The 13152-nt window shown below is 48.3% G+C and carries 12 protein-coding genes; all 12 read left to right on the forward strand.

Annotated features, from left to right (window positions below; translation table 11 throughout):
- The first annotated feature begins 2 nt into the window (after positions 1-2).
- The 12 genes from frr to EKM71_RS00955 all read left to right on the forward strand — a co-directional run bounded on the left by frr (position 3) and on the right by EKM71_RS00955 (position 13138).
- A complete protein-coding gene (gene frr / locus EKM71_RS00900; protein WP_125572806.1) occupies positions 3-560 on the forward strand; it encodes a ribosome recycling factor in 558 nt (185 codons plus the stop codon).
- A 31-nt stretch (positions 561-591) separates the two neighbouring features.
- The gene (locus EKM71_RS00905; protein WP_125572807.1) at positions 592-1014 is read left to right on the forward strand and encodes a hypothetical protein; all 423 of its coding nucleotides are present in this window, start codon (positions 592-594) and stop codon (positions 1012-1014) included.
- A 101-nt stretch (positions 1015-1115) separates the two neighbouring features.
- The gene (locus EKM71_RS00910; RefSeq protein ID WP_125572808.1) at positions 1116-1898 is read left to right on the forward strand and encodes an isoprenyl transferase; all 783 of its coding nucleotides are present in this window, start codon (positions 1116-1118) and stop codon (positions 1896-1898) included.
- Positions 1899-1925: 27 nt separating this feature from the next.
- Positions 1926-2714 (forward strand): phosphatidate cytidylyltransferase, encoded by a 789-nt coding sequence (locus tag EKM71_RS00915; protein ID WP_125572809.1) that lies wholly within the window; start codon positions 1926-1928, stop codon positions 2712-2714.
- 93 nt (positions 2715-2807) lie between these two features.
- Positions 2808-4085 (forward strand): RIP metalloprotease RseP, encoded by a 1278-nt coding sequence (gene rseP, locus EKM71_RS00920; RefSeq protein WP_125573016.1) that lies wholly within the window; start codon positions 2808-2810, stop codon positions 4083-4085.
- Positions 4086-4121: 36 nt separating this feature from the next.
- On the forward strand, positions 4122-5834 hold the full coding sequence (locus EKM71_RS00925) for a proline--tRNA ligase (protein WP_125572810.1): 1713 nt from the start codon (positions 4122-4124) through the stop codon (positions 5832-5834).
- A gap of 101 nt (positions 5835-5935) precedes the next feature.
- Positions 5936-10273 (forward strand): PolC-type DNA polymerase III, encoded by a 4338-nt coding sequence (locus EKM71_RS00930; RefSeq protein WP_125572811.1) that lies wholly within the window; start codon positions 5936-5938, stop codon positions 10271-10273.
- A gap of 125 nt (positions 10274-10398) precedes the next feature.
- A complete protein-coding gene (locus EKM71_RS00935) occupies positions 10399-10671 on the forward strand; it encodes a hypothetical protein (RefSeq protein WP_125572812.1) in 273 nt (90 codons plus the stop codon).
- Between the two features lie 129 nt (positions 10672-10800).
- Entirely contained in the window at positions 10801-11274 is a 474-nt protein-coding gene (gene rimP / locus EKM71_RS00940; protein WP_125572813.1) for a ribosome maturation factor RimP, read from the forward strand.
- Between the two features lie 24 nt (positions 11275-11298).
- Entirely contained in the window at positions 11299-12516 is a 1218-nt protein-coding gene (gene nusA / locus EKM71_RS00945; RefSeq protein WP_125572814.1) for a transcription termination factor NusA, read from the forward strand.
- A 27-nt stretch (positions 12517-12543) separates the two neighbouring features.
- Positions 12544-12840, forward strand: coding sequence for an RNase P modulator RnpM (gene rnpM / locus EKM71_RS00950; RefSeq protein WP_057877583.1), 297 nt, complete (start codon positions 12544-12546; stop codon positions 12838-12840).
- A complete protein-coding gene (locus tag EKM71_RS00955; RefSeq protein ID WP_125572815.1) occupies positions 12833-13138 on the forward strand; it encodes a L7Ae/L30e/S12e/Gadd45 family ribosomal protein in 306 nt (101 codons plus the stop codon). Before rnpM ends, EKM71_RS00955 begins: the two co-directional genes overlap by 8 nt.
- Positions 13139-13152: the final 14 nt, after the last annotated feature.

Consider the following 13152-nt stretch of genomic DNA (forward strand, 5'->3'; position numbering starts at 1 on the left):
ATATGGCAGATCAGATCATTACAGATGCACAGGATCGTATGAAAAAGGCAGAGGACGCACTCAAACGTGAATTGGGAACAATTCGTGCTGGGCGGGCCAATGCTAGCATTTTAAACCGTGTTATGGTGCAATATTACGGTGTGGCGACGCCATTGAACCAAGTGGCTGCCATTACCATTCCAGAACCACGGATCTTAATGGTAACGCCCTACGACAAGTCTGCTCTTGAAGATGTCGAGAAGGGAATTCTGGAATCTGACGTTGGAATTACACCAGCTAACGATGGGACTGCTCTTCGTTTAGTGATTCCGCAACTGACTGAGGAACGTCGGAAGGAATTAGCTAAACAAGTGAAGGCAACCGCCGAACAAGGCAAGGTTGCTGTTCGTAACGTTCGTCGCGACGCCATGGATGACGTCAAGAAGGGCCACAAGAACGGCGATTACACCGATGATGATCTCCACAACATGGAAGACCAAGTTCAAAAGGTGACGGATAAGTCTATCAAGGATATCGATGCCATCTCAGCGGACAAGGAAAAGGAAATTTTAACAGACTAGACTAACCCTTTTGGGGAAGGAGCGTTTTATTATGGCAGAAGAGAATCAAAATAACCAAGACGATATCGAAATCACCCCCGGTTCTAAGGAATTTGGGAAGATGGTCTTTCGATTAAGCAACGCGGTCAATGCTGAAAACGTGTCAATCTTGAACTACAATGGTGCGGAACTTGAAGAAATTCAAGAAGGGGTTTATGCCCAACCTGCCTTTGTTAGTGATGATTTCAACCTGTTCTTCGTCGTTACGCAACTGATTGGAGATGACTGGATTGTGGCCTTCTCTAAGGCAACAATCGAGCATGGTAACGAAATTACCGACTTGTCTGATCCAATGCCAACTGGTGAAGGCCTGAACCTGCTAGGGCAAGTCAGTGCCGATGATGCCAATAACTTGCTGAGTTATTTCGGAACGTTGGCCGATGCTAAGCGCGGTGACTGGCGGTTAATTGAATAGCGAGAAACCTTAAAGTTTTCGCTCAATTTGAGAGCTGGGATAGTTTCCCGGCTCTTTTTTTGTTATGATGGGAGGTTGTAAAGACTTAATGGAGGTGCGCTGTGTTTTCATTTTTAAATAAAGATCAGGCGACGGGCGAAGTCACGGAACGGCAATTGGACGAAAACAATATTCCCGCTCACATCGCCATTATCATGGATGGCAACGGTCGGTGGGCGCAGCAACGTCATTTACCACGGATCGCTGGTCATAAACAAGGTATGAATACGGTCAAAACGGTGGCAAAGGCTGCCAGTCACTTGGGGGTCAAGGTTCTCACGTTATATGCCTTTTCAACGGAGAATTGGTCACGGCCGTCGACGGAAGTGAATTATCTCATGAAGCTTCCCGTTGATTTCTTTAGCACGTTTGTGCCGGATCTCATCAAAAATAATATTCGTGTCAAGGTGATGGGCTACGTGGACCAACTGCCTAAGGCAACACAAAAGGCTGTTCAAGACGCGGTTGCTGATACCGCTGACTGTACGGGCATGGTGCTGAACTTTGCCCTTAACTATGGTGGTCGCGCGGAAATTATTACGGCGGTGCAAGAGCTTGCCAAGCGCGTTCAGACGGGTGATTTGGCTCCTGAAGATATTGATGAAGCACAGATGGACCATGAGCTCATGACAGGCGACCTGGGTAATCTGGCCGATCCGGATCTGATGATTCGGACCAGTGGCGAGCAACGACTCTCTAATTTTATGCTGTGGGAGGCTGCTTACAGTGAGTTTGTCTTCGTCCAGGAACATTGGCCAGACTTTGACCAAAACGCGCTTGAAACAGCGATCTATACCTATCAGCAGCGTCATCGCCGCTTTGGTGGGCTGGAAACGACGGAATAAAAATAACGACATTGAGGAGCATGTAGAATGAAACAACGGGTTATTACGGCGGTTGTCGCCTTAATTATATTTATCCCCATCATCATTGCGGGGCATATCTGGATAGATTTAGCCGGTTTTGTCCTGGGACTAGTGGCTTTATCAGAAGTCTTGATTATGCGCAAGAAGCTTTTGGTGAGTCCCGAAGCTTTTATCTCTGGCTTGGGAATTTTAGCAGTTATTGCGCCAATAGGCTGGTGGGAGGATTTGCCTCACTTTCTCGATCCTTGGTACATTATCTACTTATTTGTTCTGCTATTATTGATGCGGACAGTGGTTTCTCGTAACCGGTTCTCGTTTGATGATGCTGGGGTGATTACGCTGAGCATGCTCTATATCGGGATTGGGTTCCATTTCTTCATCGCCGCACGGGACGTTAGTCTAGTGGCCTTGTTATACGCACTATTCATCGTCTGGACGACGGATTCCGGTGCCTACATGATTGGCCGGAAATTAGGGAAGCATAAGTTGGCGCCACACATCAGTCCTAATAAGACCTGGGAAGGGTCGATTGGCGGATCACTGGTGGCCACGATTGTCGGCAGTGTCTTCTGGTACTTCTTTCCAACGGGGCACTTCAGTCTGGGCGTTATGATTCTTTTAACCCTAATCTTTTCGATCGTGGGTCAATTCGGGGATCTTGTGGAATCTGCGCTCAAACGGTATTACGGCGTCAAGGATTCTGGAAAGATTTTGCCGGGTCACGGGGGTATCCTCGACCGATTTGATAGTCTATTGTTGGTTCTGCCCGTGATTCATCTCTTCGGGCTGATCTAACGACCGCAAGTCACTTGCACCACGACTATTGCTTACGGTATGCTAGACAGCAGAAAAAAGTAAGTGAAGCCAACAGGAGAAGGGACGACAGCTGTGATTACAACCATTATTACCTTTATTATCGTGTTTGGGATTTTGGTCATCGTGCACGAATTTGGGCACTTTTACTTTGCTAAACGCGGTGGGATTCTGGTCCGCGAATTCTCAATCGGAATGGGTCCCAAACTCTTCTATCATCGAGGCAAAGATGGCACCACGTATACGGTACGGTTACTGCCAGTCGGTGGGTATGTCCGGATGGCCGGTGCTGAAGATGACGAGGAAGAACTACAACCCGGAACGCCGGTGAGTCTCTATCTTGGCAAGAACGATTTGGTTGAGCGGATTAACACTTCCAAGAAGACCAGTCTCTTTAACGGAATTCCCTTAGAGGTGACCGCTACCGATCTCGAGAATGAACTGTGGATTGAAGGATACGAAAATGGGGATGAATCCGCCGTTAAACGTTATCCGGTTGCACATGAGGCCACGATCATCGAGAGCGATGGGACCGAACTGCAAATTGCTCCCAAGGATGTTCAGTTCCAGTCAGCGTCACTGGGTCGGCGATTAATGACCAATTTTGCCGGACCAATGAACAATATTTTCTTGGCAATTGTGACGTTCATGTTAATGTCCTTTGTTCAAGGTGGGGTTGCCATGGGCACCAACCAGGTTCAAGTGGCGAGTTCACCAGTATCCGTCGCTAAGAAGGCTGGTTTGAAGACCAATGACAAGATCCTTGCGGTAAATGGGAAGGCTACCAAGGACTGGACCGCGTTGAGTACGGCGATTCAGCCCCGGGCTAACCAAAAGACCACACTGACTATTCAACGTGGTCAGAGCAAGAAAGCGCTGACGTTGACCCCAGAGGGCCAGAAGTCCAATGGGAAGACTGTCGGCATGATCGGGATCACGCAAGCACAAGACAAGCACATCGGAGCCATTCTAGCGTCTGGATTTACCCAGACCTGGTCGATGACTAAGGCCCTGTTTGGTGCCCTTTGGAGCATGGTTTCCGGTCACTTCAGCTTAAATGATTTGGGTGGACCCGTGGCGATCTTTGCCACGACCTCTCAAGCAACTAAATTTGGCCTGGTGGGGATCCTGAATTTCTTGGCCTTTCTGTCAATTAACTTGGCAATTGTCAATTTACTACCAATTCCGGCCCTCGATGGTGGTAAAATATTATTGAACTTTATTGAAGCCATCCGGCGCAAGCCACTCTCAGAAAATGTTGAAGCAGGGATTACGCTGGTGGGGGTCGCATTCTTAGTTTTACTGATGTTATTGGTCACTTGGAATGATATTGAACGCTACTTTATTCACTAAAGATTTAACGTTGTAACGAGAAGGGGATACAAGACGATGAAACAATCTAAACTATTGATTCCAACCCTAAAGGAGGTGCCGAATGACGCCGAAGCCCTGAGCCATCAAATGATGCTGCGGGCCGGATACATTCGGCAGGTCACGGCGGGAATGTACGCCTACCTACCCTTGGCCTACCGGGTCTTAACCAATATTGAAAAGATTATCCGTGAAGAAATGGAAAAGATCGACGCCGTTGAAATGTTGATGCCAGCCGTTCTACCAGCCTCACTGTGGCAGGAATCCGGTCGATATGAGACATATGGTCCCAACTTGTTTAAGTTCAAGAACCGCCACGACAGTGACTTTATTCTGGCCCCAACGCATGAAGAAACTTTCACGATGCTGGTCAGAGACGCTATCAAGTCTTACAAGAAGTTACCACTGGTGATGTACCAAATTCAACCCAAGTATCGTGACGAAGATCGGCCACGTTATGGTCTCTTACGAGGACGGGAATTCATCATGAAGGATGCTTATTCCTTCTCAATTGATGATGAAGACCTCGACCGTATCTATGACCAAATGGAAACGGCTTACGAAAACATTTTCAACCGAATTGGCTTGAACTATCGGGCCATCGTTGGAGATGGTGGTGCCATGGGGGGGAGTGACTCCAAGGAGTTCTCCGCCATTGCTCCCGTTGGGGAAGACACGATCGTCTACTCCGACTCATCCGACTATGCTGCTAACCTTGAGATGGCACGGAGCCTCTTTATCAGTAAGAAGTCTCATGCGCCATTGGCCGAACTTAAGAAGATTGAGACGCCAGGGGTTCACAGCATTGACGAACTCGCAGCCTTTTTGGACGTGCAACCCAACACGCTTGTTAAGAGTATGCTGTACGTTGTCAACAAGGAACAACCAGTGATGGTCTTGGTTCGTGGGGACCACGAAGTTAATGAAACGAAGCTGAAAAATTACTTGAATGCTGACTTTTTGGATCCAGCAACGCCAGAGCAAGCGCAAGAATTCTTAGGGGCTAACTTTGGTTCCTTAGGCCCCGTAGGTGTTGGTGAGGACGTTAAGATCCTAGCTGACCAATACGTGGGTGACATGGTGAACGTTGCTGTGGGTGCCGATGAAGACGGTCACCATTACATCAATGCCAATGTCGATCGTGATTTCCGGGTGGACGCTTACGCCGATTTACGGGCAGTTCAGCCTGGTGATTTATCACCAGATGGAGCTGGGGTCTTGAAGTTCACCAAGGGGATCGAAATCGGGCATATCTTTAAGTTGGGCACCCGTTATTCCGATTCATTAGGGGCCACGGTTCTTGATGCTAATGGCCGCCAACAGCCAGTTGTCATGGGATCCTATGGAATCGGTGTCAGCCGGTTACTGTCAGCTGTTGCCGAACAGCAAGCTGATGAAAATGGATTGGTTTGGCCACGAAACATTGCGCCATTTGATATTCACTTGATTCCAGTTAACTTGAAGAAGACCGACCAAGCCGATCTGACCGAAGAACTGGACCAACAGCTGACGGCTGCTGGTTACCGGGTTCTGACTGATGACCGTAAGGAACGTCCTGGTGTGAAGTTTGCTGATTCCGATCTGATGGGAATCCCTGTGCGGATTACTATTGGGAAGAAGGCCGGCGAAGGCATCGTTGAGATTAAGATTCGTAAGACTGGTGAAACGGTCGAAGTCATCAAAGATGAAGTCGCTAGCACCGTTGAAATCCTCTTTAAGGACATTGATTAATAACTAAAACGACAGACGTCAGTTGACGTCTGTGACCGAATCCAAGGGGGCTGGGACAATTGTCCTGGCTCTTTTTTAGACAAGATGAAAGGAGTTCGCTTGTGGACGAAGATCGCCATGCATTATTCAAAAAACTATTACAACAACTGGACTTAGCTGGGGAAGCTGAGCAACCTTATTTTGCTACGGCCAGTATTGACCGTCTAACGGTGCACGAACAGTCCCGACGATGGCAATTTTATCTCAAGTTCGACCAGTTACTTCCGTTCACGGCATTCGTTGACTTTCAGAATCATTTACAGGTTGCCTTTCGAGACATTGCGACAGTCGAGGCGACTTTTCTAGTTGATCAACCGGAGCTCACCAATCGCGTGCTGGGAGACTACTGGGAATGGGTCGTTAAAAACAGTCAGCTGACGGGAAGCCTCGTGCAGGAACTCTGCCAGTCGCAGGTGCCTCAACTCGATCCGGATGGCCGCGTGTTGTTGTACGCCCAAAATGAAGTCGTCAAAAACTTCCTCAGTAACCAAGCTTTGGGGCCGTTGGAGGCCACTTACCGGCAAGTTGGGTTCCCAAAATTCAATATTCAGGTGAAGGTCGACGAGTCCAAGTCGCAGGCTAAGATTGAGGAATTCAAGGCTCGACAACAAAAGACTGATGCCCAGTTGGCACAACAGGCCGCTGCGGCCATTGAGAAGGCTAATCAAAAGCGGCAGAGCCAAGGAGACGTTGTGGCTGCTAGTGGGCCAACACAAATCGGAAAGACCATTAAGGGAGACCAACCGGTCACACAGATGGTTGAGATCACGCAAGAGGAACGGTCCGTCATCGTTGAGGGTTACGTTTTTGACAAGGAAGTACGTAAACTGCGTTCTGGTCGTCAACTTCTGACCTTAAAGATTACAGATTACACCTCGTCAATTGTGGTCAAGAAGTTCTCCCGCGGGGCGGAAGATGAGGCTCAATTTGCCGGAGTTGATGAAGGCAGCTGGGTCAAAGTTCGTGGGAGCGTCCAAGAGGATAGCTACATGCGCGACCTGGCTTTGAATGCTTATGATATCAACGAAGTGAAACACGCCACGCGTCAAGACACAGCACCCGCCGATGAGAAGCGCGTTGAACTTCATCTGCACACGACCATGAGTCAGATGGATGCTACTAATCCAATTGGGGATTACGTTAGTCGGGCTAAACAGTGGGGAATGCCGGCCATGGCCATTACGGACCATGCCGATGTTCAAGGCTTCCCGGCGGCCTTTAATGCCGGCACGAAAGCCGGAGTCAAGATGCTTTACGGTGTCGAGGCCAACCTGGTTGATGACGGGGTTCCGATCGGGTATAACAGTGCCCATGTGCCATTAGACGGCGCAACCTATGTTGTTTTTGACGTGGAAACCACTGGATTATCTGCTATTTATGACAAGGTGATCGAACTTTCCGCCGTGAAGATGGAGCATAAGAACGTTGTCGACCAATTCGAAGAATTTATTGATCCCGGATTTCCTCTATCGGAACAGACAACCAACCTGACCAGTATTACTGATGATATGGTGGCTGGGTCAAAGTCTGAAGAAGAGGTCTTCAGACTCTTCCGGGAATTCTGTGGGGATGCCATCATCGTTGGGCATAATGTGACCTTCGATGTTGGGTTCATGAATACCGGGTATCAGCGTCATGGTATGCCGGAGATTCCTAATCCCATTATTGATACGTTAACCTTGGCACGTTTTCTTTATCCGACGTTGAAGAGTTACCGGCTGAATACGTTAGCCAAACGTTTCCACGTCAGCTTAGAGCATCATCACCGGGCGGTCTACGACGCTGAGTCAACGGGTCATTTGAACTATCTCTTCTTAAAGGACGCCGAGGACCGCTATGACATCCAGTATCACGACCAGTTGAATGATCACATGACGGATAACGATGCTTATAAGCACGCTCGTCCCAGCCATGCGATTCTGATCGCGAAGACACAGGATGGATTGAAGAATATGTTCCGGCTGGTGTCTGCCTCCAACGTAGATTACTTCTATCGCGTACCACGGGTGCCACGAAGTCTGTTGGATAAGTACCGTGATGGCATCATCGTGGGCTCTGCTTGCTCTTCGGGTGAAGTGTTCACAGCTATGATGCAAAAGGGTCAGGTAGAGGCCGCTGCTAAGGCCAAATACTATGATTATCTGGAGGTTCAACCCAAGGCGGCTTACCAGCCATTGATTGACTCTGGCTTGATCGCTGATGAGGCGAACCTCGAAGAGATCGTGAAGAACATGGTAACGTTGGGGCATGATCTCAACAAGCCCGTGGTGGCTACGGGGGATGTTCATTACCTTGATCCCGAGGATTACATCTATCGTAAGATTTTAATTCATTCACAAGGTGGGGCGAACCCGCTGAATCGACAGGAATTACCAGACGCCCATTTCATGTCAACCAACGAGATGTTGGACGACTTTGCTTATCTGGGGGCCGAGACGGCTAAAGAAATTGTGGTTACCAATACCCAAAAAATTGCCAACGATGTGGATGAGGTTCACCCGTTGAAAGACAAACTCTACACGCCACGAATGGAAGGGGCCGAAGACGAAATTCGGCAACGGACCATGGATACGGCGCATGCGTGGTATGGTGATCCACTTCCTGAATTGGTGCAACATCGTGTCGACCGGGAATTAAAGTCGATCATTGGAAATGGGTTCTCCGTGATTTACTTGATTGCCCAACGACTGGTAGCTAAGTCTAATAAAGACGGTTATTTGGTTGGGTCTCGTGGGTCCGTTGGATCCAGTGTTGTGGCGACATTCACCGGAATTACTGAAGTAAATCCCTTACCACCACACTACCGCTGTCCAAACTGTCAGTATTCTCACTTCTATACCAAGGGGGAATACAGTTCCGGATACGATTTGCCAGAAAAGAACTGTCCTAAGTGTGGGACACTCATGATTGGTGATGGCCATAATATCCCATTCGAAACCTTCTTAGGGTTCAAGGGAAACAAGGTGCCTGATATTGATTTAAACTTCTCTGGGGACTACCAGCCCATCGCTCATAACTATACCAAGGTGTTGTTCGGAGAAAAGAATGTTTATCGAGCCGGAACCATCGGAACTGTGGCCGATAAGACTGGTTACGGGTACGTCAAGGCCTACGAACGTGATACTGAACAGACATTACGTGGGGCCGAGATTGATCGGTTAGCGAAGGGTGTGACTGGGGTTAAGCGAAACACAGGGCAACATCCCGCGGGAATTATCGTTGTGCCAGACTATATGGATATTTACGATTTCACGCCGATCCAGTATCCAGCCGATGACCAGAACGCGGCTTGGCAAACGACCCATTTTGATTTCCATTCGATTCACGATAACATTTTGAAAATTGATATCCTGGGGCATGATGATCCTACGATGATCCGGACCTTGCAAGATTTGTCTGGCGTTGATCCGCAGACAATTCCAATGGATGATCCGGGTGTCATGGCGTTGTTCTCCGGAACGGATTCACTCGGGGTTACACCCGAGCAGATTCAGTCCAAGACTGGGACGCTAGGTGTGCCTGAATTTGGGACGCGATTCGTTCGTGGAATGCTGGAAGAAACGCATCCACAGAACTACTCACAACTCCTGCAAATTTCTGGACTATCCCACGGGACCGACGTTTGGTTGGGAAATGCTGAAGAATTGATCAAGAATGGTACGGCTACCATCGCCAACGTTATCGGTTGTCGGGATAACATCATGACCGACTTGATTAACTTCGGATTGGACTCTGAAACTTCCTTCCAAGTCATGGAACACGTGCGGAAGGGTCGAGGGATTCCTGATGAATGGCAAGAAAAAATGAAGGCAACCGACTGTCCAGACTGGTATATTGATTCTTGTTTGAAGATTAAATACATGTTCCCACGGGCCCATGCTGCAGCCTACGTGTTGATGGCACTCCGAGTAGCTTACTTTAAGGTCTATTTCCCGATTATTTATTACGCAGCTTACTTCTCCGTCCGTGCTGATGACTTCGATGTCGTGGCGATGTCTCAAGGCAAAACGGCTGTGAAGGCTGCGATGAAGGCCATCAATGACCAGGGGATGGACGCGTCTACTAAGGATAAGAATCTCCTGACAGTGTTGGAACTCGCAAACGAAATGTTGGAGCGGGGTTACAATTTCAAGATGATCGACCTAGAGAAGTCAGATGCTGCCGATTGGATTATCGATGGTGACACACTGATTGCGCCGTTCCAAGCCGCACCTGGTTTGGGGTTGAACGTGGCCAAGCAGATTGTGGCTGCCCGTAACGACCGACCATTCATTTCCAAGGAAGACCTGGCCAAGCGAGGCAAGGTTTCCAAGACCATCATTGACTTTATGACTGAGAATGGCGTTTTGACGGGCTTGCCCGATGAGAATCAGCTCAGCTTGTTTGATGATATGATGTAGACCTTTCCAACCCGCAAATAACCGGCTTAGACACCATGGCAACGCTTACAATACCCGCTAAGTATGTTACAATAAAAGTGAGAAATAAAGAACTTTGATCACTTTAACGAAAGCAGGTGTTCACCATGCTCCGGCACTTTACGAGGTTACCAGATGGGTGGATTTTTCTGGCAGGTTATTGTTTGATTGGTTTAGGTTACATTCTGTGTGGACTTGTAGCTAGCGTCACGGCCGTCCCGTTTCTGACGGTCGTGGTGGGTTACTTCTTGATAGCGTTCATTTTGACAACGATTAAGGCCTTTAGTTTAAAAGAAATGGCCCTGAATCGACTTAATTTATTGGTATTTGAATTTATCACGATTGTGGGATTTGTGATCCTCTTGGTGACAGAGTTCTAGTCACCGGCGGATCGGTTGCAATCCCGCGGCAGATGTAGTAAAGTAATGGTTGTAGTTAAACTCGTTTTTAAATGAGTGAGCAGTTTATGCTCACTCTTTTTAATGGAAAAATGTAGGAGGCGGAATTCTTTGAGTACTGTCGTCGAGAGCGTGACGGCCTTAGCCCAGCCAATTGTGGCGCATCATCAGTTTGAATTAGTTGACGTGGAGTTTGTCAAAGAAGGTAAGAGCTGGTACCTACGGGTCTACATTGATAAGCCCGGAGGCATTAATATTGAGGAGTGTGCAATGGTTAGCGACGAACTATCTGAGAAGTTGGATAGCTTGGATCCAGACCCAATTCCTCAGGCCTATTTTCTCGAAGTATCCTCTCCGGGTGCTGAGCGGCCATTGAAGAAGCCGGCCGATTTTGAACGAGCCGTGGGTGATTACATCCACGTTTCCCTGTATCAAAAGATTGGTCAGAGCAAGGTTTACGAGGGAACCTTGGAGAAATTAGAGGCAGAATCCCTAGATCTCAAGGTCAACCTCAAGGGACGCATTAAAACGTTAACCATTCCACGTGATGCGATTGCCCAAGCCCGGTTAGCCGTCAAGTTCTAACTTAATTAAGGAGCGAAACACAACATGAGTAAAGAATTATTGGGTGCCTTAGACGTCCTTGAGACGGAAAAAGGAATCGCAAAGTCAGTGGTTATCGATGCCTTAGAAGCAGCCTTAGTGTCTGCTTACAAGCGTAATTATGACCAAGCACAAAATGTCGAAGTCGAATTCGACCAGAAGAAGGGGAACATTCACGTCTTTGCCGTCAAGAAGGTTGTGGACCAAGTCTACGATTCTCGTTTGGAAGTCGGCTTGGATGAAGCTTTGGCGATCAACAAGGGTTACGAATTAGGCGATGACATCAAGTTTGAAGTGACGCCTAAGAACTTTGGCCGGATCGCTGCACAGACGGCTAAGCAAGTTATCTTGCAACGAGTCCGTGAAGCCGAACGGAATATCATCTTCGATCAATACAGTCAATATGAAAATGAAATCGTGACAGGTGAAGTTGAACGTCAGGATTCTCGATTTGTTTATGTGAGTCTGGGCAAGGTGGAAGCTGTTATGGGTCGTCAAGACCAAATGCCTAACGAAACCTACCGAATTCACGACCGCATCAAGGTTTACGTGACGCGGGTGGAAAATGCCACCAAGGGCCCACAGGTCTTCGTTAGTCGGACTCACGCTGATTTATTGAAGCGTCTGTTTGAAGAAGAAGTTCCTGAAATCTACGACGGAACCGTTGAAATCATGGCAATTGCCCGTGAAGCCGGCGACAGAGCTAAAGTTGCCGTTCGTTCGAACAATCCTGACATCGATCCTGTTGGGACCAGTGTTGGCCCTCGTGGACAACGTGTTCAGACGATTGTTAACGAACTCGGTGGCGAAAACATGGATATCGTTGAATGGACTGAAGACGAAGCCAAGTTCATTGCCAACGCTTTGAACCCAGCTGAAGTGCTCGACGTTATCTTTGATCCCAACAACGAACGTGCTTGCGAAGTCATCGTACCTGACTATCAATTGTCATTGGCGATCGGTAAGCGTGGACAAAATGCCCGGTTAGCCGCAAAGTTGACAGGTTACAAGATTGATATTAAATCAGAATCCGAAGCGTCTGCTATAATGGAAGCTGATCAGGAAACGACTGCCGATGAAACTGAAACACCCGCTGATGAAAATGCTACGGCTGCTTCAGACCAAGAGGCACCAGTTGCTGACAGTGAAGCTGCCGCAACTGATGTGACTTCGTCAGACGCCCCTGATGACACCAGCGACGATGATTCAACGACGGCAGAATAATACCCATCTCAAGGAGGTTCGGGGCTTATGAAACAACGTAAGGTTCCGTTACGTAAAGATATTGTAACGGGAGAAATGGCACCCAAGAAGCAGTTGGTGCGTGTGGTTCGCAACCAACAGCAAGAGGTCAGCATTGACCCGACCGGGAAGCAATCCGGCCGTGGGGCCTACATCGCTTTAGATGTTGCCGTTGCAAAACGGGCTAAGGCGGAACGGACTTTTGACCACGTGTTTGACGTTAAGATCGATGATCAGTTCTATGATGACCTGATCGCCTACGTCGATCACCAACAAGCGCGTCGAGAATTATTCGATCATGACTAATTCCGAGCGTGCCTTACAACTCCTAGGTTTGGTTCGGCGAGCAGGTAAACTGATCACCGGCGAAACCTTTGTCTTAGCCGCAGTACGTGATGGCTCCGCCAAATTGGTCTTACTCGCAAGTGATGCGGGTCAGAGTAGTCAGAAACAATTTCGTGACAAGACGACGAGTTACGATGTTCCATTAAACGAAGACTTTACGAAAGACCAGTTGAGCACGGCCATTGGGTCGGCGCGCACGGTCATCGCAATTACAGATCCGGGATTCGTCCGGAAGTTACAAACATTACTTGCTAAGTAGCCGCCTGACGTTCT

It is taken from the genome of Levilactobacillus huananensis (assembly GCF_003946145.1).
Taxonomy (GTDB): Bacteria; Bacillota; Bacilli; order Lactobacillales; family Lactobacillaceae; genus Levilactobacillus; species Levilactobacillus huananensis.